This is a genomic window from Paenibacillus sp. OK003 (assembly GCF_900109515.1).
Classification (GTDB): domain Bacteria; phylum Bacillota; class Bacilli; order Paenibacillales; family Paenibacillaceae; genus Paenibacillus; species Paenibacillus marchantiae.
Window position 1 is genome coordinate 138,745 of sequence record NZ_FOBD01000007.1, and the last position, 22,384, is coordinate 161,128.

Genomic DNA, 22,384 nt, shown 5'->3' on the forward strand with positions numbered 1-22,384 from the left:
CAGGAGGACTTACGGATTCTGTGGAATAAGTTAATAAGGTAATACGGCATTTACGCAGGCACACCGGGAGTTTTTTGGTTGGCTTGGTGTAAATACAACGTAAAATCTCGCAGGAATTCATGAAAAGGACTTGAAATCATGCTTCAAGTTGAAGTATCATAAAGTTGGTTGTTAGCACTGAACACTGTCGAGTGCTAATACATATGGCTACAACCTACAATGTAACGTTATATAATTTCAAAAGGAGGCTATTTTTCATGATCAGACCTTTAGGTGAACGCGTATTGGTAGAACCACTGGAGCAAGAGCAAACAACTTCTTTCGGGATCGTACTGCCGGACTCCGCAAAAGAAAAACCGCAAGAGGGTAAAATTATTGCTGTTGGCGCAGGAGTATTGAAAGACGGAGTACGTGTAGCTCTGGAAGTGAAAGAAGGAGATCGCGTTATTTTCTCCAAATATGCCGGTACAGAAATCAAGTTCGAAGGTAAAGAATATTTGATTATGAAAGAAAGCGATATTCACGCGATTCTCGACTAATTCAAATTTAATCGGTTAACCGAACCATATAGCAACACCATTTTACACAATATACTAGGGAGGTTTTCTTACCATGGCTAAAGACATTAAATTCAGTGAAGACGCTCGTCGTTCCATGCTTCGTGGTGTGGACGCATTGGCTAATGCAGTTAAAGTAACACTCGGTCCTAAAGGCCGTAACGTGGTTCTGGAGAAAAAATTCGGAAGCCCGCTTATCACGAATGACGGTGTAACGATTGCTAAAGAAATCGAACTGGAAGATGCATTCGAGAACATGGGTGCACAACTGGTTAAAGAAGTAGCAACCAAAACCAATGATGTTGCCGGTGACGGTACAACAACTGCAACTGTATTGGCTCAAGCGCTGATCACAGAAGGTTTGAAAAACGTAACTGCAGGCGCCAGCCCAATCGGTATCCGTAAAGGGATCGACAAAGCGGTTAAAGCTGCTGTAGCTGAACTGCAATCCATCTCCAAACCAGTTGAAACCAAACAATCCATCGCACAAGTTGCAGCAATCTCTGCAGCTGACGAAGAAGTAGGCGAACTGATCGCTGAAGCTATGGAAAAAGTGGGTAAAGACGGCGTTATCACGGTTGAAGAATCCCGTGGATTCGCTACCGAGCTGGAAGTGGTTGAAGGTATGCAATTCGACCGCGGTTACATCTCTCCATACATGATCACGGATACGGACAAAATGGAAGCTGTTCTGGACAACCCGTACATCCTGATCACAGACAAAAAAATCTCCAACACGCAAGAAATCCTGCCATTGCTTGAAAAAATCGTACAACAAGGCAAACCGCTTGTATTGATCGCTGAAGATATCGAAGGCGAAGCACTGGCGATGCTGGTTGTGAACAAATTGCGTGGAACATTCAACGCTGTAGCTGTTAAAGCTCCTGGCTTTGGTGACCGTCGTAAAGCAATGCTGCAAGATATCGCTGCCCTCACTGGTGGCCAATTGATCACGGAAGAACTGGGTCTGGACCTGAAATCCGCTGTTGTGGAACAACTGGGTACAGCTCGTCAAATCCGTGTAACGAAAGAAAACACAATCATCGTTGACGGTGCTGGTAACAAATCCGATATCGATGCACGTGTAAGCCAAATCCGTACACAACTGGAAGAAACAACTTCCGAGTTCGACAAAGAGAAGCTGCAAGAGCGTCTGGCTAAATTGTCCGGCGGTGTAGCAGTAATCAAAGTCGGTGCGGCTACTGAAACAGAATTGAAAGAACGCAAACTGCGCATCGAAGATGCCCTGAACGCAACTCGCGCTGCGGTTGAAGAAGGTATCGTATCCGGTGGTGGTACAGCGCTCATGAACGTATACAACGCGGTTGCAGGCGTAGCCCTGTCCGGTGACGAGCAAACAGGCGTAAACATCGTCCTGCGCGCTTTGGAAGCACCAATCCGTACAATTGCAGCTAACGCTGGCGAAGAAGGTTCCGTAATCGTGGAACGTCTGAAAAAAGAGCAAACTGGCGTAGGCTTCAACGCTGCGACTGGTGAGTGGGTTAACATGATCGAAGCGGGTATCGTTGACCCTGCGAAAGTAACACGTTATGCATTGCAAAACGCTGCTTCCGTAGCAGCAATGTTCCTGACTACTGAAGCGGTTATCGCTGACAAACCAGAACCTGCAGGCGCTGCTGGCGTTCCTGACATGGGCGGTATGGGTGGAATGGGCGGCATGATGTAATAAAGGTATAAAAACCTTTTGTAATGCCGATAGATGAAGGCTCCCGAAAGGGAGCCTTTTTCATTTACTAAGATCGAGGGAGGAAATCATTTGAGAAAGGGCACGAAGTGGACATTGTGGATTTTGGGCTTGATGCTCGCTGCAATTTTTATCAATTTTTACATGAATCAATATAGCTTTGCTTATGCTTTGATTACCGTACTTTTACTTGTATTTATGGGGTGGGGATTCTTAGCCAAGTTAAAGAACGACGTTCGTCAACATGAAGACCATCATAGAAGAGAGCACCAGTCTGCGATCGATGACATCGATCAATACACCAGGTGAAAAATAACCAGCATATCAGGAATAGCATTAAAGATACGTTACAAGCAAACTAGGATGAATTGATTAAAGGCTCCCGTGAGGGAGTCTTTTTAATGTTGATTTTTTTAAAAAAAGTAGTGATATTTTCTACTATTGCTAAATAGACAATAGTTAAGTAAAATGAACATATGAATAAGTACTCATATATTAATACATAAGCGATATTGGAGATGATACATATGTATGATGTATTAGTTATCGGGGCCGGGCAAGCAGGCTTGGCGGCAGGTTACGATCTTCAGAGGTCGGGGCTAACCTTTTTAATCGTTGACGCTGTCTCATCTGTCGGGGAATCTTGGCGTAAACGGTATGATTCCTTGCGTCTTTTTACCCCACGAATGTATGACGGATTACCCGGAATGCCTCTTAGTGGAAATAAAAATAGCCTGCCAAGCAAAGATGAAATTGCAGATTATTTTGAAAACTATGCTAAACAAATGGAGCTTCCAATAAAGTTAAACTGTTTAATCACTCGTCTCTCGAAGCAAGATGAGGTGTACTAAGCTGAAACTAATGATGGAATGATTGAGGCGCGCAATATTATCGTTGCGACAGGACCTTTCCAGACCAAGAATGTTCCTCATTTTGCGAAGTCATTATCCGAGAATGTAATTCAGCTTCATTCATCAGAGTATAAAAATATTTCTCAATTGCTTCCTGGAACAACAGTAGTCGTAGGCGGAGGGAATTCAGGTGCCCAAATCGCCGTGGAGTTAGCATCAGATGATAGACAAACCGTATACATATCCATAGCTCGAAATATAACCTTTAGGCCTTTGCATATCATGAAACGAAGTATATTCTGGTATTTCGAAAAGCTCGGAGTATTACCTCGGAGTATTACGTGCAAGTGCAGATGGTATGGTCGGAAAATGGTTACGCAATCAGTCTGAGTACGTATATGGCTATGAGTTAAAAGAGTTGATCACCCAAGGGAAAGTTAACAAGTGTCCACGTGCTATAAATGCAATAGATAACCGCATCCTATATGAGGATGGGAGTGAGACACCCGTAGACAATATAATCTGGGCGACTGGGTTTAAACGAAATGATGGTTGGATTGATATCGCTACTGCTTTTGATTCCCAAGGTGAAATTTTACACGAGAGAGGCGTATCACCGGTTGCTGGACTGTACTTTGTAGGGCTGCCTTGGCAAACATCACGAGGTTCAGCACTGTTGGGATGGGTTAAATACGATGCTCAGAGGATCGTTAATCATGTGATTCAAAGGCAAGATCACCATTGAGTAACTCTCGCACACGGGAGGCCGTTCCTTCATGGAGCGGCCTCTTTACACAATAGGGTCTCATTTCGCAACAGTTATTTCAAAAGTAGAGAGATCATGATCCTCTACGCTGAAGCGATATTCATATCCATTTCGAACCGTCGCTCCATCAAAATCACTCTGACTTACATCACGATCCAATATGCCCATAACCTGAATCACGTCTTGCGCATCATTATACGTGTACTCGCTATTGGTGGTCAGAATAAGTGTAGCGATAGCCGTCAAAAAGATTCCACCTGTTGGTTCGTTGACATCACCAGTCCAGTACAGCCTGACTTCTTGCACTTTTTGATCTGAATTTAAAGTACCAACCAATCGTAATTTATCATTGAATACATACTCGAACACGCCAGTGCTCTGCTCGGAAGAGTCTTTCATATCCAAGCGGGTAATACTCAAACCATTCAGTCGGTATTTGCCCACGGCGCCATTGAACTTGTTTTTGAATTCCACGGTTGTCATATGGAAGCCAGAGGCATTCGATTCGTGTTTCTCTGTGTGATCTGTCCCAAATGATTGCAGAGGAGTTGAAGGTAAAGTCAACATGCCATACATTCCGATCGAAGCAATTGCAAAACATGCCGCCGTTAAAATTACATATCTTATCGGTATCCGGTTATGTTTTCGTATGGATAAGATTATCAAAACAACAAATACGAAAAAAGCCATAAAGCCTAGGATGAATAGTATTGTAAACAGATATTGCAAATTCTCACCTCGTAATGCATCGTTATTTCGTACTCTCATTATAATGTTCCTTTGGGAAACTTTAAACCAGTACGCGTCTCTTTAAAAAATAGGGACAGTGGAGCGAGCAGACTAAAAAGATGACTCCTGTGCAGCACGTGCTGCACAGGAGTCATCTCTTAGGTGTGGTCTGATCCTCCATTTTAAGAGGCGTTCGGTTCGATAGCCCTCAATCGGTATTTAGTCAGGCATAATCCAGACGATTTCGGCAATGCGCACGAAGAATTTTCTGTTTCTTTCCTCCAGTACAACATGGTCATGTTTAACCGCGACCACACATCCATCCAGTCTGCCGCGAGTCGTTTCCAGGATAACTACTTTTCCCACCAGGGACATCAGACTTTCGACTACGCAATGATCCACTGGATGAACGACAATGTTATGTGGCATGTGCGGTACATAATGTGAGTTGACCATTGGATGCATCATTGGATAATTATTCAAGAAAAAACCTCCCAAATCATTTATACGGCATTCTATGCGATTGCCTACCCAAACGACTGGGCGTTTGACCTGAAATCCATCATTTTAAAATTCCAACAAGGCAAATCGCTTGTCAATAGGTCAACATGTAACATCATTTCTTCCATTTATTTTACAAATGGTGCGATACTCTCTCACAATCCGTCTGTAAAATTAGAGAGTATTTAACATTATTTGGAGGTGTTAGAATGGTTAAGAAGTGGTGTATGCTTGTCCTTATTTTCGTTATGGCTTTATCTGGAAGTGTATATGTACAGCCCTCTTCGACAGTCCAAGGTGCTGCTACCACATACACGTTGACCTTCCCGATGGATCGTTACCCGGAGACAGGGGCACATATCCGTGACGCCATCGCAGCAGGACATTCGGCAGTTTGTACCATTGACCGGGATGGGGCGGATGCCAATCGCAGAGAGTCGCTGAAAGGCTATCCGACCAAGACGGGTTATGACCGGGATGAATGGCCGATGGCGATGTGTGAAGAAGGTGGCGCGGGCGCAGATATCAGATACATAAGTCCAAGTGATAACAGGGGAGCTGGCTCCTGGGTGGGCAATCAGTTGGAGCAGTATGCCGATGGAACAAGGGTCAAGTTTACAGTGAAATGAATGAAGCACTGCCGGCGTTTTAGCCAGGAGTATATCCAAGCCATGGCTAGGGCGCTTAATCCTTCATGGGAGCAATGAAAGTCTCCGGAGTTGTCCATAAAATTTGATGTTCTTTTCATCTTCATTTCAGATTCCGTTAAGGTAGTAGGGGTAAGATAAGTCTTGTAAACCCCTTCTCGTGTTAAATAGATGTGTGACTAGCCCCGTCGGATCGTCCGGCGGGGCACTTTTTTCTTCATTTCATCGGTTGATGGTATGATAGATAAATACATAAATGCTAGTAACGGAGGGATGGTTCGTGGACCCCAGCCTGCATCCGCTGTTCAGACCCATTCAGATAAATGGGACAGATCGGAACACGTATTATATTGAACAAATACCTTCTATTTCCCTAATGGCTCATGTAGCCTGTTATTGGGAATCGGGTTCTATTCCGCACACGGGAGAGCAAGATCAGGAAACTATATCAGTACCGGCTCGGGTATTACCGGATGGCTGCACGGACATGCTGATTACATACGACGCGGTCCGTTCGGTTCATACCTATGCATACTGTGGCAATTATTCGCATCCGTTCGCTGCGCCTGAGGCATCCGATGTAAGTCCTTCCGCCGATTATACATTTGGCGTACGTTTTTTTCCGGGTGGGGCGTACGTCTTTCATGGTTTGCCATTGGAAGGATTTACGGACATGCGAATTCCGCTTGAGGAATGTTGGCCAGTCAGGTTGAATGAGCTTCAGGAGCGGATGGCTGGAACAAGAACCTTTGAAGAACGGGGGGAGGTAATGAATGCCTATCTGAGTCCACTATCCGTGCAAACCAATACATACGAGACTGATTTGATGAAAAACGTGCTGCATCGTATCTTTATCGATGGGGGACGTATGAGCGTCAGTGAGCTGGCCATGCGAGAAGTTGTCAGTGAACGCCAGCTGCATCGGAAGTTTGCAGAATGGATCGGAATCAGTCCGAAGCGATTCAGTGAGGTGGTTCGTTTTCACCGTGTACTGGGCAGTATTCATCAGGGGCATACGGCGGACGGGGCAGCGCTGGCCCTGAATCATGGTTTTTTTGACCAAGCCCACTTGATTCGTCAATTCCGCAAGTTTTATGGAGAAACTCCGCTGACCGCTGCCAAAGAACATCAACAAAGGTTGTCCGATTTGTACAATAAGTCGATTGCCCCTTCCGGTATACTGAAATCGTGAGAATAATAGTAAAGGAGATATCATATATGAATGGAACTATGCAAATGCGGGATCATCTGCTCAATGAATTGGAGACGGGAGTACGTACGGGGGCGAGCCTGATTCGTCTGATCCGTCCAGAGGATTGGGCTTACCGCCCGCAGGACAATATGCGTTCACTGGTGGAACTGGTCCATCATTTTATTCAGATCACGGCATCGGACCTTGCCATTATGCAGGAGAAGAACGAAGCCGAGGTTGGTGAGGTAGAGAATAGTCTGTCAGGGATCGAGGATATTGAAAAATTGGAGGCAACACTTTGGGGGAATTTGGAGTCCTACAAAGCTTATATTGTATCACTGAGCGAAGAAGATCTGTTGAATCGTTCAACCAAAGCTTTCTATATGGAGCACGGTCATTTGCAGGCTCAATGGCAGATTGAAACGCTAACGCATGTGTTCCATCACCGTTCACAGTTGTATAATTACCTGAAACAGCAAGGGCATGAGTTGAACTTTTTCATGCTGTACGCTTAATCATCTTAGAGTATAAGTTTTGTGTAATTGGCTCCGCCTAATGACTGGCGGGGCTTTTTTTGTGTCTAGTATTCTAGCATCTCTATTAAAATGGACGTTATCGCGCGGTCAATCTACCGTTACATTAATAGATTCCAAGCATAGAATACCGTATCAAAGCAAAAGGAGGTGATTTCCATGGCCATCCTTTTACCACAGCAAATTTATTCTTTGGCTGCAAGCGTGGGTGAATCGTTTTATGAAAACCTGGCTGGAGGCACGAATGCCAGCATCACAGTGAACAATTTTGGTCCTGCCCCGGTAGATCTGGTTGTGACTCGTGTTAACGCTCCAGTGATCACGTATATGATCCCAGCTGACAACAGCCTTACGTTGTCTGTTGATTTGCTGCTTGTAGCTGCACTGTTGACTACTGCCGCAGGTGCTTCAACAGGCACGATTCAAATCGCGATATCTGATTTCTAATGAATGTAGCGTGCTTTGTGAACCTCTGTCGGACATGTTGTCTGCAGAGGTTTTTCTTTTTTTTATGGTGCTGACATCACTGATCTAATAGGTTTAGATCATAATTTTGTTTACATAGGCTACCATTCGAGTAATTTATATTAGAAACAGCATACAGACTGATGTTGTGAAACAGGAGGGTATTGGACGATGAACAGAACAACGTTTCTTGAAAGCGAGCGGCTTGTATTCTCGACATGGAGTGAAGAAGACCGTGCTCTGGCGGCAGCTCTATGGGGAGATCATGAGGTAACGAAGTGGATCAGTAGCAAGGGATTTCTGAGCGAGGATGAAGTGGAAGCGCGGTTGACGCAGGAATAAAAAGGCAAGAGGACGCGGGAATGCAATACTGGCCACTGTTTGAGAAAGATTCGGAAGTATTTGTCGGTTGCTGCGGCTTGCGTCCATATTCTCCGGAAGAAGAGATATACGAATTGGGATTTCATCTTACCCGAGATTACTGGGGCAAAGGCTACGCTATGGAGGCGGCACGGGCGGTGATTGACTATGCATTTGGCGAACTGAAGGTGAAAGCTTTGTTTGCCAGGCATCACCCGGATAATGAAGTGTCACGCCACATGCTGTCCAAGCTGGGCTTCGAATATGTACGGGATGAGCGTTATGAACCGACAGGGCTGATGCACCCGTCCTATTTGCTGAAAAAGGAATAAATATGTTCCACATTCAGGGCAGCACAACGTCTTTAAATATATAGCTTGAATGATGGAAAGAAGCGGTGACCATTATTTTTTGGGAAATGGGTTTTCATCGTTTTTTTATTTCATTTTCAGCTTCTATTAAGGTAGCAGAGGTAAGATAATTCTTGTAAACCCCTTCTCGTGTTAGATAGATGTGTGACTGACCTCGCCGGACGCCGGTGAGGTATTTTTTTGCTTGTTTTTATAAATGTATATAAAACAAACATAAACAAAAATAAATAAAAATAAATAAAGTATATTTATCTGTGAAATGTTGACTTTTAAAGATAAACAAAGGTATAATAAATGTGAAAAAAGGAACTTACTATGTGCGTGACGAGCATTTTATTTTTTTATCATGAGGAGAGAATGATGATGAACGTGACCCTTACCAATGAAACAACGCAGGCGGCGGGCTTCCATATCCCATTTGTCCGTGAGATGGCGGAGATTACTCAACATATGTGGAAAAACGGGTGGGATGAACGAAATGGTGGCAATGTCAGCTATTTGCTGGAGAAAGAGGAAGTCGCCCAATACATCGATGTTAACCATGTTATTCGCAAGATCAAACCTGCATTTTCGATGCATGAGCTGGCAGGAAAGTATTTTATCGTGACCGCTTCGGGCAAATATTTCAAAAATGTATTGGCTGATCCAGAGAGTAATCTGGGGGTCTTGCGTGTATCGGATGATGGACAGGAGCTGGAAGTGCTGTGGGGACTAAAGTCGGGGGCCAATCCGACCAGTGAATTACCTACCCATTTTATGAGCCATATCGAACGTCTGAAAGTCGACCCGAAACACCGGGTTGTGATGCACAACCATGCGACCAATGTGCTTGCAATGACCTTTATACATGAGTTGGATGAAATGAAATTTACAAAGACGCTGTGGCAGATGTGTACGGAATGCGTTGTCGTATTTCCTGACGGTGTTGGTATTATTCCGTGGATGGTGCCTGGATCGAATGAAATCGGACGGGAAACGGCTAAGAAAATGAAGGAATACCACGCGGTCATCTGGCCGCAGCACGGGATTTTTGGAACGGGTACAACGATTGATGAAGCTTTTGGCCTTATAGAGACTATTGAGAAAGCGGCTCAGGTGTATATGCTGGTTGCAGGCCATGAGATCAGACAGAGAATTACGGATGAGCAGCTAGCTACATTGGCCCAAGCTTTCGGTGTCACTCCACGTCCTGGTATATTGGGCATAGAAGTTTGACGGATCGAAATCGTATAAAAGAAAGAGCTACAACACAGTCTAATATGAATGGTCTTTGGTTTATTAAACCAAAGGCCATTTCCTTTTTTTCAGCGAACAAACGCCATTTTGGTTCAAAAACGTTCAAAAAACTGATAAAGCGCGGCTTTGTTATCGATTATTGAATCGTAGAATGCATTATCACACGCTGGCGAAATTCGGGTGAAATGACGTATTGTCAATGGCTCGGCGATTTTGCATAATAACAATGCTTCACAGATGAAAGACGGAAGGAAGTTATGATCATGCTTGGCAAAATGAAGAGAATCTTAATAGGCAAGCCTATGAAATCGGCTGAATTGGATGCAGAGAAATTGGGGAAATGGAAGGCGCTCGCCATTCTGTCCTCCGATGCACTATCGTCCGTTGCCTACGGTACGGAGCAGATCTTATTGGTGCTCGTTGCGGCCGGATTCGCCGCCTTGTGGTACTCTGTTCCAATTTCCATCGCCGTGTTGGGATTACTCGTCATTTTAATTTTTTCCTACCGCCAGACGATATTTGCTTATCCCACAGGAGGCGGCGCGTATATCGTAGCCAAGGATAATCTCGGTACGGCTCCGAGCTTGATTGCCGGGGGATCTTTGCTGGTCGATTATATTCTGACTGTGGCGGTAAGTTCGTCCGCAGGGACGGATGCGATTACATCTGCCTTTCCAATGCTTCATGATTACAGCATCGTCATTGCACTGATCATGATTGTATTTCTGACTATTATGAATTTGCGAGGGGTGACGGAATCTGCTTCCGTATTGGCGATCCCCATATATCTGTTTATCTTTTCGATTGCGATTCTGATTATATCCGGGGGCATCAAATTTCTCGCTGGTGGCATGGAAGCTGCCGCCCCTGAATTCGGAACGAGTATGTCTCATGTGAGTCTGTTTCTGCTGCTGAAGGCGTTCAGCTCTGGGTGTTCGGCCTTGACCGGGGTTGAGGCGGTGAGTAATGCCATTCCGAACTTTAAGCAGCCTGCTGAGAAAAATGCAGCGGGAACCTTGATGCTTATGGGATGTATTCTGGGAGCCATGTTTATCGGCATCACGTTACTTGCTTATGGTTACGGGGTGAAGCCTGATCCGAAAGCTACAGTTATTTCCCAGATTGCCGAAGCTACGTTTGGCAGGGGTGCGATGTATTTTATTATTCAGGGTGTGACGGCCTTGATTCTGTTCCTGGCGGCGAATACGGCGTATTCTGCTTTCCCGCTGCTGTCCTTCATGATGGCAAAGGATAAATATATGCCGCATATGTTTATGGTTAGAGGAGACCGCCTTGGCTTCTCGAACGGTATTATTTTTCTCAGTGTGATGTCTGCCTTGCTGGTTGTTGGATTCAAAGGAAACACGGAAAGTCTGATCCCGCTCTACGCCGTGGGTGTATTCATTCCATTCACCCTGTCGCAGCTGGGCATGATGATTCGCTGGATCAAAGTCAAACCATCCGGATGGGGTGTGAAGCTGCTCGTCAATACGATTGGGATGCTGACCACGCTGTCGATTACTTTGATTTTTATATTCACCAAGTTCACGCAAACGTGGGTTATCTTTATTTTCTTGCCACTCGTCGTTTATGTGTTCATGCGCATTCACCGACATTACTGCAACATCGCGGATGAATTGCGGATTGATATCAAGCTGGAGAAACCGGTGAGAAAGGGCAATACGATCGTTATTCCAGTGGCTGGCATTACGAGGGTGGTCATGAACACAATCTCATACGCACAGACGATGTCAGATCACGTGGTTGCCTTGTATATCGGGTTCGATGATGAAGCCATCCGCAAGATGGAGCAGAAGTGGGAAGAGTGGAACCCTGGCGTTCGCCTGGTTGTCATTAAATCGAGATACCGCAGTATTATGGGACCGCTCAAGAAGTTCATTGATACCGTGGAATGGAAGACGGCCGAGACGGACCATATCACGATACTAATTCCGCAGTTCATCACCAAGCATTGGTGGCAAAATGTACTGCACAACCAGACCAGCTTCATGATCCGCGCTTATCTGATTAATTACAAAGACGTGATTGTCACGACTGTGCCATATCATCTCAATCGTTAGTAAAATTCTTCTACACTGGGCGATGGCATGAGACGTGAGACGGGTCTGTAATGTACTTACATGCCATCCATTTTCTAATAAAATTTCAACTGAACATTTTGCGTTAACGTTAAATATCCAGTTTTCTGTTAAATTTATGGAGTTGATATCGAATCGTTGTTCATCTTCTCTTAACACATAAAGCCGCACGAACCTTCCCGAGCCAAGGGAGTTCTTGCGGTTTTTTTGCTGTTTAGTGATTTTCTTTTGAAGTATGTTTAACGTCCTTTGTTTGGTAAAGTCGCATGTCCACGATTAACGCTGCGTTGATTCAGAATGAGTGCTGCTGTGACAGTGGGCTTTTACACTAGATAGTGTGGGTGATGAAGTTCACACACCGAATGCGTAGATTAAGGGGGAAGAAAATCCGATGAGTGAGCTTGACAACCGGATCGGCTTGCCTGCTGCCAGACGGCGCGTATCTAATACGAGTCAGCGCCGGACAGCTTCGCTGCGTGTGCAGCGAATGCGGGAGAATATGCTGGCCTATGGTTTCCTGGCACCATCGCTGCTTTTATTTGCAGTGTTTCTGTTTTATCCGATGTTTAAGTCGGTGTACCTGAGTCTGCATTCCACTGACCCTACCGGGCAGATTGCAGCTTATGTGGGACTGGACAATTTCAAGGCGGTATTTCAGTCCGGACTGTTCCTGCAAGGCATGAAAGTGACGTTGCTATTTGTCCTGTTTACCGTGCCAACCGGCATGCTGGCAGCTCTGATTCTAGCGGCATTAACACACAACCGTTTCAAGGGAATGCGTATATTTCAGTTTGTATTCTCTCTGCCCGTGGTATTGTCTGTCGGTTCATCGGCGGTCATCTGGAAGTTCCTGTTCCATCCGACCTTGGGCATGCTGAATTATTTATTAGGAAAAGTTGGAATCGATCCAATTCCCTGGCTGACCAGCCCGGATTGGGCGTTAATATCGATTTCCATTATGACGATTTGGATGAATCTCGGATTCAATTACATTATTCTATCCAGCGGATTACAGGGCATCCCGGATGAAATTTATGAGAGCGCGAAGATGGATGGCGCAGGTCCTTTGCTTACTTTTCGCAAAATCTCGATGCCGCTGTTGTCGCCAACCCTGTTTTTCGTCACCGTTGTATCGATCATTGGTGCGTTCCAATCGTTTGGTCAAATCAACATTCTAACCCGGGGCGGCCCGATGGACAGTACCAATGTATTCGTATATTCCATCTATCAGGAAGCCTTTGTTAATTTCCGCTTTGGGACGGGCAGTGCGCAGGCGCTTATCCTGTTCGCGGTCATTATGCTGCTGACCCTGATTCAGTTCAAATGGATGGAAAGGAAAGTGCATTACCAATGAGAACACCATGGACCAAAACATTGCTGTATATGTTGCTTACAATCTGTGCGGCACTTGTACTGTATCCGGTGCTGTACACCTTTTTCATGGCGGTCATGACGCCGGAGGATGCCAGTGCGTATCCGCCTCATATCATTCCGCAATCCATAGACCTGTCCAATTTCACGGAAGTATTCGATATCGTTCCGATTGGTACGTTTATCGGCAATACGTTTCTGGTGGCAGGACTGACGATGCTTGGTCAGCTTGTTACAGCGAGTATGGCGGCCTATGCATTCGCGAAAATGGAGTTTAAAGGCAAGAACGTCATCTTTAGCATGTTTGTGGCGACGATGATGATTCCTTGGGAAGTTACCATGATTCCGAACTATCTGACAGTACGCAGCTGGGGCTGGCTCGATACGTATCAGGGGCTGACGATTCCGTTCCTGGCAACAGCGTTCGGTACATTCCTGCTGAGACAATTCTTCATGCAGCTGCCCAAGGAACTGTTTGAAGCAGCGAAGATTGATGGCTGTGGGCATATCCGGTATTTTGTGTCCCATGTCCTGCCATTGTCCCGCCCGGCACTTGGAACATTGGCAATCTATTCGTTCCTGAGCATGTACAACTCCTATCTTTGGCCTCTACTCGTCACAAATACCCCGGAGATGAGGACGGTACAGATCGGAATCTCGATGCTGGAGTTCCAGGAATCCACAGCATGGAATCTGGTGTTTGCCGGCACAGCGCTTGTTATTTTACCATCGCTGCTGCTTCTGGTCTTCGGGTTGAAGCAGCTTGTCCGAGGTATGGCCGCAGGCGCGCTGAAGGGTTAATTAAGTTAAAAGTTTTATGGATTTACGGGTTTGTGGTTTGGATACCCAGGAGCGAATAAACAAGGCCTCACTCTTGAAATAAAATGTTGAGAAGATAAACCACGGTAGTAGTGGAGGGACGTAATCGATTCTGTAGAAGCGAAGCGTTCGCCTTTATCCCCGGATTTTCCCCTTTGAAGGGAATTGAATAAAATCGGGGGATAACAGCGATCGAAAGAACGATTCGGACCCGTAACGGCCACTCCGTGTCATCTCCAAGGTTTTATTTTGAAGTGAGCCCCAAAAAAAGGAGAGCGATTATGATCGGGTTTCGTTTGAAAAAAAGAGGAACATTTGCATTGATGTTGGCTGCACTTATGCTGGTATTGTCCGCTTGTGGCGGAAAAACCGAAACAACAAGCACAACGGGCGGAGCGCAGGCAGATGCCGCAGCTGCTGAGCCGGTACAACTGACCTGGTGGCATTCGATGTCAGGTGCAGGGGAGAAAGCCATTAATCAACTCGCTTCCGATTTCAACGCAGGTCACCCGGACATTCAGGTGAAGGCAATCTATCAAGGGAAATATGATGAGAGCCTGAACAAACTCAAAGCTTCTATGGGCTCGGACAGTGGTCCGGATATTATCCAGGTATACGAGATCGGCAGCAAGTTCATGATCGATTCGGGCATGATTACGCCGGTACAGCAATTTATCGATAAAGACAAGTTCGACCTGTCCCAATTGGAGCCCAATATCATCCGTTATTACACCATCGATGGCAAATTGAACGCGATGCCGTTCAACACATCGAACCCGATTCTGTATTACAACAAAGATATGTTCAAAGCTGCTGGTTTGGACCCGGAGAACCCGCCTAAGACATATGAAGAGTTTGAGCAAGCGGCTAAAGCATTGGCGAAAGACGGTAAACCAGGCGCGTCCATGGCCATTTATGGCTGGTTTATGGAACAGTTCTTCGCGAACCAGAATGCAGATTATGTAAACAATGGTAACGGAAGAACCGGTGCAGCGACTGAATCCATGCTGAACTCCGAGGCTGGTGTGAAGACTTTGACGTGGTGGAAAAAGATGATGGACGAGAAAACCGTCTCTAATCTGGGACGTAGCACGGACGATACGACCGCTGCATTCACCGCACAGCAAATCGGCATGACGCTGGATTCCACCGCTGGATTGCGAAAAATTGTAGAGGGTGCTGGTGGCAAGTTTGAGCTGGGAACAGGCTTCCTGCCACGTCCGGCAGATGCCAAAGAAGGCGGCGTGGTTGTTGGTGGCGCAAGCTTGTATATCATGAACAACAAATCCGAGGCTCAGCAGCAAGCCGCTTGGGAATTCATAAAGTACCTGGCAACACCTGAGGTACAAGCCAACTGGAGTGTTGCGACAGGATACTTCCCTATTACGACAGCAGCCTACAATGAGCAAGTATTAAAGGATAATATGGCGAAGTACCCGCAATTCCAGACAGCAGTCGACCAATTGCATGCTTCCGCGGATTCGACAGCAACATCCGGGGCCGTCATGGGTGTATTCCCCGAAGCTCGTCAAATTGTCGAAGGAGCGATCGAGACCGTTCTGAATGGACAAGGTACACCGCAAGACGTATTGGATGCAGCAGCGAAGCAAATTACAGACAAGATTGGGCAATATAACAGCACGGTGAAGAAGTAACTTATTTCTTGAAATAGGACAAACTCTACGCTGGATATAGCAAAGTTGAAATGTATGGCTTAACTTAGGATGTCATAACGAGTGAGATGTATGCGATGGTCAATCTTGACTGTCGCATCGTTTTGCTGTGAAAAGATCTTGGACCAAATCGCTTTAAGGCGAATTGCGTATAGGGATAACTATCAATAAATGTCGATTACAGAGATTCATATCTCTGATATGTCAGTTTAAATCACTCGATATAGGCTGTTATACACAGATATCCACTGTAAAAGCAAAAAAACTGACATATAAAAGACGTAAATTAGTACTTTTCTACTTGTTTTTATTTTTAATCGTCAAATTTGTGATGTGTATGTTCTATTTTGTGTCATTTAAAAAGAATATTGTTTACACGTAATAGAAGTTCAGTTATCTTATATTTGAACTAATGTACAAGCTTCATGAACAAATGATTATGAATTTAAAACATGGAGGTAGGTAAAAGATGCATGTTCTGCAAATGAAGAGGTGGCTCAGGTTGTTCCTGGCCATGGTTCTGCTCATCACAGGTGCTATTCCGGCTGGATTGTTCAGCAGTAAGGCAGCCGCGGCGGATGAGCCGTTAACGGTTGCTCAGGCGCTTAATCTTAATTTTGGAGATTCGAACATTTCAATTGAAGGATATGTTGTAGGAACCTACAGTAGCGGCCCAAATGTAAGGTTGAACCCGGATTTCACCTTGGATACCAATTTTGCAATAGCCGATACTCCTGATGAAACAAATATCAGTAAAATGATGCCTGTTCAGATACCCACCTCTGCACCTCGAAGTATTTTCGGACTGAAAAGTAATCCTTCCTTGTATAAAGCCAAAGTTCGTATTAGCAATGGTAATATAGCTGAGTACTTCAGCTCCAAAGGTATACACTACAATATCTCAACAACCTTCCAATTGATCGATGAGACTCCTGTAACCAAAGTGGCAAACGTCACAGCTAATCCTGCTTCCGGCGCTATTCCAACCGGGACCAAGGTGGCCTTAGAAACAGCCACAGTCGGTGCAACGGTATACTACAAGCAGAATACGGACACTGATTATCTTCCCTACACCGTGCCCATCACGGTAAATGATGCAACTCATATTGAAACCTACGCAGTCAAAGAGGGGATCGACAATAGCGATGTTACCAGATTTGACTACACCATCGTCGACAACAGCCCTATTTCCATCTCTGATGCAAGAAAAGCGACTGAAAATACGACCGTTACCGTTCAAGGCATTGTAACTTACAGCGAATTATCCGGCGGTGTATCGAATCTGTATATTCAGGATAACGATGCCGGAATCGTTGTGCGCGGCAATGCTTCTGGTGTGGAAGTTGGAGATCGGATTGAAGCCTACGGTCCAATTACGATCTATAACGGCCTAGTCCAAGTTGAAGCAAGCAAATCCGGATTTCAGGGTGGCTATATTCGGACTGTCGAAAAGTCACAGGATCTACCTTCACCTGTATCGCTCAACTCATCCCATTTTGCTCCAGGTGCGGGGGGGACTAAGGGTTCTGGAGGGCAGTATGAAGGGATGCTTGTCGAAGTAAACAACATTCAGGTGACAAAAAGCAGCTCTTCCACGTATACGGCGACAGATGATCATGGCGGGGAAATGCTGATTTATGCCAAAAACAGCCCATCTGCTCTCTCCGTTGGCAAATCGTATTATAAAGTGACAGGAGTCTTGACTTACCATTCCACTTATGGTCTGGAGTTGATTCCTCGAACGGCGTCGGATATTCTGGAAGATCTGCTCTCCGTCACAGCGAGCACACCTTCCGGTGGCATTGTAAAAGGAACGGAAGTTACGTTGACTTCTCCATATGTCGGTGCCCAAATTTTCTATACACTGGACGGTTCCGAACCAACTGTGAATTCAACGGAATACACACAGCCTATTACGATTAATCAGGATCAAATCATTAAAGCTGTTGCCACTGCGGATAGCAGAGTAAGCACCATTTTTTCTTTTGAGTATACTGCGGTGGATCGGGTGGATGGTGTACGTATTCACGAAATTCAGGGGGCAGGCCATTATTCCATTTATGATGGATTGAATGTGCAGAATGTAGATGGGATTGTTACATCTCTAGTTAACGCAGATTCATTCTATATGCAATCCATTCCTGGTCAGGAAGATGGAGATCCAGCAACTTCTGAGGGAATTTTAATCTATAAGAAAGATCATGGAATGAAAGTCAAGGACCAGGTAAAGGTTGCCGGCAAGGTGAAAGAGTATGCAGCAAGCGTAACAGACCTGCCAACCACTGAAATTGTAGCTTCTGAGATCACGTTGGAACAACCCAATGTTGAATTGCCACAACCCGTAATCATTGGAAAAGGGGGCCGCGTAATACCGAATGTCATTGATTCGGATGGATTGAGCGAATTCAACCCGGACATGGATGCCATTGATTTCTATGAAAGTCTTGAAGGCATGCGTGTTCAGTTAAATGATGCAACTATTCTTGGACCATACTCCAGTAGTACTGGACTAGCAGTGACAGTAGACAATGAACCTAATAATCCATTGAAGACTCCGGCAGGAGGATTAATCTTACGTGGAGACGGAGCAGGAGAGTTTGAAAGTTCTCTAAATCCTCAACGCTTGTTTATTAACAAAAAACCTTCTCAAGCTGCGACCACGGGTGATAAATTTACAGGTCCGATTAATGGAGTGCTTTCTTATTCGGGTAGTAATTATAAAGTAAATTTGGAAGGCAGCCTGCCTGCCATTGTATCGAGTGGTTTGCAACAGGCTACGACGTCGATTGAACCGAACCAAGACAAGTTGACCATTGCTACGTTTAACGTGGAGAACTTCAGCAAAAAAGATGCGACACGTGGTAATAAAATCGGCAAAATTATTGTGAACAATCTGAAAAGTCCTGATATCATCGGGATTATGGAAGTTCAGGATAATGACGGTGCAACAGATAGCGGAAACACAGACGCGAGTGAAAGCTTCAAAACACTTCTGGATGCAATTAAAAGCAATAATGGACCAAGCTATCAGTATACCGATATTGCACCGCTAAATAATATGGATGGGGGAGCAACCGGAGGCAACATTCGTGTAGGGTTCCTGTACAATCCGGATCGGGTATCCTTAAAAGCAGGTACCAAGGGTGATGCAAAAACAGCATTGTCCCTTGATGCAAGTGGAAACCTGTCTCTGAATCCAGGGCGAATTCAACCGGATAATGTTGCTTTTAAAACATCAAGAAAACCACTTGCGGCAGAGTTTGAATTTAATGGTGAACGTGTGGTTGTTATCGCTAACCATTTCAATTCCAAGGGTGGAGATTTAGCCCCATTTGGAAATGTTCAGCCTGTAACCCGCAGCAGCGAAGTGCAGCGTGCGCAGCAAGCGACAATTGTCAATAATTTTGTAACTGAATTAATCAACAAAGACCCTGAGGTAAATGTCGCTGTTCTTGGCGACTTCAATGACTTTCAGTTCTCCAAGACGCTGAACATCGTTGCAGGAGACAAGCTGGACAATCTGGTAAACAAACTGCCAGAGAACAAGCGTTATTCCTACATCTATGACGGAAACTCTCAGACACTGGATCACATTCTGGTGAGCAAAAATCTGTCCGAAACTGCGGCGATCGAAGCAGTTCATGTGAATGCTGACTTCGAAGATTCCCATGGTCGGGTCAGTGACCATGATCCGCTGCTCGCGCAGCTGAGCATTGGAAGCGCGGCAGAAGAGGGAGACTTCAACCTGCGTGTATTGCACACCAATGATACACACGCGCATTTGGATAACATCCCGCGCCGCGTAACAGCGATTAAGGAAACACGCAATGATAACACCCTGGTGCTGGATGCAGGGGACGTATTCTCTGGTACATTGTACTTTAACCTTTATAACGGTCTGGCGGATCTGGATTTCATGAACATGATCGGATACGATGCTATGACCTTCGGAAACCATGAGTTTGATAAAGGCCCAAGCGTACTCAAGGAATTTATTGAAAAAGCGGAATTCCGATTTGTGAGTGCCAATATTGACTATACGAAGGATGCGAATTTGGGTGGCTTGTACAACGATACCATCGGAAATCCAGGCGAGAATTCCCGGATCTATCCGGCCATTATTACGGAAGTAAACGGCGAGAAAGTCGGAATCTTTGGCTTGACGACACCGGATACCGTATCTCTGTCATCACCAGGAGATGATCTGAAGTTTAAGGATTACGAAGCTAGTGCTCAGGCGACAGTGAACATGCTGCAAGATGAAGGTATCAACAAAATTATCGCGCTGACGCATCTGGGTTACTCGGTAGACCTGAAACTGGCAGAAGCGGTAGAAGGCATCGACATCGTAGTGGGTGGTCATTCACACACTATTCTGAACAAACCGGTGGTTGTAGATGCACACACCGATCCGACGCTGGTCGTACAGACGGGAGAATATGACGTTTCCCTGGGTCAATTGGATGTAACGTTCAACGAAGCAGGCGTACTGAAAACATGGAACGGCAAATTGCTGAACCTGGATGCAAAGGATGCCACCGGTAAGTATGTTTACGCAGATGATCCGACTGCAAAAGCGAAGCTGGCAACCTATGCGAAACCTCTGGCTGAGTTCAAAAAAGAAGTTATCGGTAAAACGAATGTATTCCTTGATGGAGAACGTAACAGTGTTCGTAAAAAAGAAACGAATCTAGGAAACTTCGTGACAGACGGCATGCTGGAGAAAGTGAAATCCATTGTGAAGGAAAACGATGTCAAAGGATATGTCGCCATCCAAAATGGTGGAGGCATTCGGGAATCGTTCAAGCAGGGAGATATTACCCTGGGCGACCTGCTGGCCGTAATGCCATACGGCAACAACCTGTCTGCGCTGAAAATGACAGGTAAGGAAATTACGGCTGCGCTGGAAAATGGTGTGAGCGGCGTGGAAACAGGAGAAGGGCGCTTCCCGCAAGTTTCAGGCATGCGTTTCTACTACGATTCCACGAAGCCGGGAGAGAAAGTTGATGCTATATCTAATACGGTGACCCAAGTCGGTCAACGCGTACTCAAAGTACAGATTAAGAATGCCAATGGTACGTACACGGATATCGATCCAAACGGATACTACATCGTAGCGACGAACTCGTTTATGGCTAACGGTAGAGACTTTTATCGTTCCATGAGAGCGGCTAAGGATGACAACCGGTACTATGAACTGAATCTGGTCGATTATGAAGTCTTCCATGAACATCTGGACCGGGTAGGTACGGTGAATCAGACAACGGAAGGACGTAGTACCGATCTGAAGGGAGCTCCACTTCCGGGTGGCGGGAATGGAAGCAATCCTGGTAATGGCGGTGGAAATAATGGAAGTAATCCGGGCAGTGGTAATAGTGGTGGAGGTACAACGACACCAACCAATCCAACAACTCCGACCACGCCTACAACACCTTCCGTTCCGGGGAATGGGAATGGGAATGGAGGAGGTACTACACCAACCAATCCGGGTGTGATTTTGAAAGATATCGGCAATCACTGGGCAGCAGCTGCCATTGAGCAGGCCATTTCCCGGGGAATTGTGAATGGATATCAGGACGGTAATTTCCGTCCAAATACCCCGGCAACACGCGCCGAGTTCATTGTAATGCTGGCAAGAGCATTTGAACATCCAGCCAGCAGCAAGGCGTTGACGTTTAAGGATGCTTCCAAAATTCCAACATGGGCACAATCCTTTATTGCTCAAGCTGTAGAACAAGGGATCATTAGTGGCTATACGGATGAGACGTTCCGTGCATCCGGCAAAGTATCCCGTGTAGAGATGACGGTTATGCTCGTAAGAGCACTCGGACTTCCAGTTGAATCAAATACTACATTAACCTTTGCAGATGCAAATAAAGTACCTGCATGGGCCGTGCCTTATATCGCAGCTGCATATGATGCAGGACTGGTGAAAGGCACAGGCAAGAACATGTTTAAACCGCTCGCTGAAGCAACTCGTGCTGAAGTTGTAACGCTGTTGATGTCAGCGAGTGAGTTTCAGGCGAAGTAATAAGACGTCTCAATCTTCCTATGAAAAGGAAGCCAAAACCAGTTTAACCTGAAACGCTAAACTCTTTTACTCTAAGGAAAACAGCCTGCAGGCCTTCATCTGCAAGCTGTTTTTTTACTAATTAATGACTGTTCATTTTTACCAGAGGAAGGTATAGTAGACAGGATTATATTGAAGGAGTGTTGACATGCAAGATCAACCGGTTTTAATCGCACTATTGGCTATTGCTGCAGGGATTTTCAGTTTGTTGGGTGGAATCAACAATTGGGATTGGTTTATGAAGAGTTTTAGAGCAGGTCTCTTTGTGAAAACCATTGGACGTCAGGGTGCAAGAGTGGTGTATGGGATTTTTGGTATTGTGCTGATTACGATTGGCGTATTATTGCTGCTGATTGGATGAGCGGGAAAAAAGAAAAGAAATTTGCAGAGCCTGAGTACATAATTCAGTTTCACAGCCTTTAATGTAGAAGGTAACGAT

General features: G+C 45.4%; 18 protein-coding genes and 1 pseudogene. 17 read left to right on the forward strand and 2 right to left on the reverse strand.

Features of this window, described 5'->3' with window-relative positions; all coding sequences use genetic code 11:
• Positions 1–257 precede the first annotated feature (257 nt).
• The 4 genes and pseudogenes from groES (at position 258) to BMW94_RS12505 (ending at position 3,858) form a co-directional block, all read left to right on the forward strand.
• Positions 258–539 carry a co-chaperone GroES gene (gene groES, locus BMW94_RS12490; RefSeq protein WP_024630746.1) on the forward strand — a complete coding sequence of 94 codons (282 nt, stop codon included), beginning with the start codon at positions 258–260 and terminating at the stop codon, positions 537–539.
• 73 nt (positions 540–612) lie between these two features.
• Entirely contained in the window at positions 613–2,244 is a 1,632-nt protein-coding gene (gene groL / locus BMW94_RS12495) for a chaperonin GroEL (RefSeq protein WP_063564477.1), read from the forward strand.
• A gap of 90 nt (positions 2,245–2,334) precedes the next feature.
• Complete coding sequence (locus BMW94_RS12500; RefSeq protein ID WP_090998729.1) at positions 2,335–2,571, forward strand: hypothetical protein; 237 nt, start codon at positions 2,335–2,337, stop codon at positions 2,569–2,571.
• A gap of 209 nt (positions 2,572–2,780) precedes the next feature.
• Positions 2,781–3,858 (forward strand): annotated as a pseudogene (locus BMW94_RS12505) (flavin-containing monooxygenase).
• A 60-nt stretch (positions 3,859–3,918) separates the two neighbouring features.
• Here BMW94_RS12505 and BMW94_RS12510 read toward each other — a convergent pair.
• Both BMW94_RS12510 and BMW94_RS12520 read right to left on the reverse strand, forming a co-directional pair.
• Positions 3,919–4,446 (reverse strand): hypothetical protein, encoded by a 528-nt coding sequence (locus BMW94_RS12510; protein WP_090998731.1) that lies wholly within the window; start codon positions 4,444–4,446, stop codon positions 3,919–3,921.
• A 381-nt stretch (positions 4,447–4,827) separates the two neighbouring features.
• Positions 4,828–5,091 carry a DUF2642 domain-containing protein gene (locus BMW94_RS12520; RefSeq protein WP_090998735.1) on the reverse strand — a complete coding sequence of 88 codons (264 nt, stop codon included), beginning with the start codon at positions 5,089–5,091 and terminating at the stop codon, positions 4,828–4,830.
• A gap of 227 nt (positions 5,092–5,318) precedes the next feature.
• Here BMW94_RS12520 and BMW94_RS12525 point away from each other — a divergent pair, with 227 nt between their 5' ends.
• The 13 genes from BMW94_RS12525 (at position 5,319) to BMW94_RS12580 (ending at position 22,306) form a co-directional block, all read left to right on the forward strand.
• Positions 5,319–5,738, forward strand: coding sequence for a NucA/NucB deoxyribonuclease domain-containing protein (locus BMW94_RS12525; RefSeq protein WP_090998738.1), 420 nt, complete (start codon positions 5,319–5,321; stop codon positions 5,736–5,738).
• Positions 5,739–6,036: 298 nt separating this feature from the next.
• Positions 6,037–6,948 (forward strand): helix-turn-helix domain-containing protein, encoded by a 912-nt coding sequence (locus tag BMW94_RS12530; protein ID WP_090998740.1) that lies wholly within the window; start codon positions 6,037–6,039, stop codon positions 6,946–6,948.
• 26 nt (positions 6,949–6,974) lie between these two features.
• On the forward strand, positions 6,975–7,463 hold the full coding sequence (locus BMW94_RS12535; protein WP_090998742.1) for a DinB family protein: 489 nt from the start codon (positions 6,975–6,977) through the stop codon (positions 7,461–7,463).
• Positions 7,464–7,640: 177 nt separating this feature from the next.
• Positions 7,641–7,928: a hypothetical protein gene (locus BMW94_RS12540; RefSeq protein ID WP_090998745.1), complete on the forward strand. Its 288-nt coding sequence runs from the start codon at positions 7,641–7,643 to the stop codon at positions 7,926–7,928.
• A 189-nt stretch (positions 7,929–8,117) separates the two neighbouring features.
• A complete protein-coding gene (locus BMW94_RS30925) occupies positions 8,118–8,288 on the forward strand; it encodes a GNAT family N-acetyltransferase (RefSeq protein ID WP_254790219.1) in 171 nt (56 codons plus the stop codon).
• 20 nt (positions 8,289–8,308) lie between these two features.
• On the forward strand, positions 8,309–8,638 hold the full coding sequence (locus BMW94_RS30930) for a GNAT family N-acetyltransferase (protein ID WP_254790220.1): 330 nt from the start codon (positions 8,309–8,311) through the stop codon (positions 8,636–8,638).
• 402 nt (positions 8,639–9,040) lie between these two features.
• Entirely contained in the window at positions 9,041–9,892 is an 852-nt protein-coding gene (gene rhaD / locus BMW94_RS12550; RefSeq protein WP_090998747.1) for a rhamnulose-1-phosphate aldolase, read from the forward strand.
• Between the two features lie 284 nt (positions 9,893–10,176).
• Positions 10,177–11,994, forward strand: a complete 1,818-nt coding sequence (locus BMW94_RS12555; protein WP_090998750.1) for an APC family permease — start codon at positions 10,177–10,179, stop codon at positions 11,992–11,994.
• 409 nt (positions 11,995–12,403) lie between these two features.
• The gene (locus BMW94_RS12560; protein ID WP_090998752.1) at positions 12,404–13,366 is read left to right on the forward strand and encodes a carbohydrate ABC transporter permease; all 963 of its coding nucleotides are present in this window, start codon (positions 12,404–12,406) and stop codon (positions 13,364–13,366) included.
• Positions 13,363–14,184 (forward strand): carbohydrate ABC transporter permease, encoded by an 822-nt coding sequence (locus BMW94_RS12565; protein ID WP_090998754.1) that lies wholly within the window; start codon positions 13,363–13,365, stop codon positions 14,182–14,184. Before BMW94_RS12560 ends, BMW94_RS12565 begins: the two co-directional genes overlap by 4 nt.
• 299 nt (positions 14,185–14,483) lie before the next feature.
• Positions 14,484–15,857, forward strand: a complete 1,374-nt coding sequence (locus BMW94_RS12570; protein WP_090998756.1) for an ABC transporter substrate-binding protein — start codon at positions 14,484–14,486, stop codon at positions 15,855–15,857.
• A gap of 487 nt (positions 15,858–16,344) precedes the next feature.
• A complete protein-coding gene (locus BMW94_RS12575; RefSeq protein WP_090998758.1) occupies positions 16,345–21,906 on the forward strand; it encodes an S-layer homology domain-containing protein in 5,562 nt (1,853 codons plus the stop codon).
• Between the two features lie 187 nt (positions 21,907–22,093).
• On the forward strand, positions 22,094–22,306 hold the full coding sequence (locus tag BMW94_RS12580) for an immunity 17 family protein (protein WP_064640044.1): 213 nt from the start codon (positions 22,094–22,096) through the stop codon (positions 22,304–22,306).
• Positions 22,307–22,384: the final 78 nt, after the last annotated feature.

Coding starts and splice junctions, on each gene's coding strand:
- groES (WP_024630746.1), top strand. CDS start 258: ATGATCAGACCTTTAGGTGAACGCGTATTGGTAGAACCACTGGAGCAA.
- groL (WP_063564477.1), top strand. CDS start 613: ATGGCTAAAGACATTAAATTCAGTGAAGACGCTCGTCGTTCCATGCTT.
- BMW94_RS12510 (WP_090998731.1), bottom strand. CDS start 4,446: ATGTTGACTTTACCTTCAACTCCTCTGCAATCATTTGGGACAGATCAC.
- BMW94_RS12525 (WP_090998738.1), top strand. CDS start 5,319: ATGGTTAAGAAGTGGTGTATGCTTGTCCTTATTTTCGTTATGGCTTTA.
- BMW94_RS12535 (WP_090998742.1), top strand. CDS start 6,975: ATGAATGGAACTATGCAAATGCGGGATCATCTGCTCAATGAATTGGAG.
- BMW94_RS12540 (WP_090998745.1), top strand. CDS start 7,641: ATGGCCATCCTTTTACCACAGCAAATTTATTCTTTGGCTGCAAGCGTG.
- BMW94_RS30925 (WP_254790219.1), top strand. CDS start 8,118: ATGAACAGAACAACGTTTCTTGAAAGCGAGCGGCTTGTATTCTCGACA.
- BMW94_RS30930 (WP_254790220.1), top strand. CDS start 8,309: ATGCAATACTGGCCACTGTTTGAGAAAGATTCGGAAGTATTTGTCGGT.
- rhaD (WP_090998747.1), top strand. CDS start 9,041: ATGAACGTGACCCTTACCAATGAAACAACGCAGGCGGCGGGCTTCCAT.
- BMW94_RS12555 (WP_090998750.1), top strand. CDS start 10,177: ATGCTTGGCAAAATGAAGAGAATCTTAATAGGCAAGCCTATGAAATCG.
- BMW94_RS12560 (WP_090998752.1), top strand. CDS start 12,404: ATGAGTGAGCTTGACAACCGGATCGGCTTGCCTGCTGCCAGACGGCGC.
- BMW94_RS12565 (WP_090998754.1), top strand. CDS start 13,363: ATGAGAACACCATGGACCAAAACATTGCTGTATATGTTGCTTACAATC.
- BMW94_RS12570 (WP_090998756.1), top strand. CDS start 14,484: ATGATCGGGTTTCGTTTGAAAAAAAGAGGAACATTTGCATTGATGTTG.
- BMW94_RS12575 (WP_090998758.1), top strand. CDS start 16,345: ATGCATGTTCTGCAAATGAAGAGGTGGCTCAGGTTGTTCCTGGCCATG.
- BMW94_RS12580 (WP_064640044.1), top strand. CDS start 22,094: ATGCAAGATCAACCGGTTTTAATCGCACTATTGGCTATTGCTGCAGGG.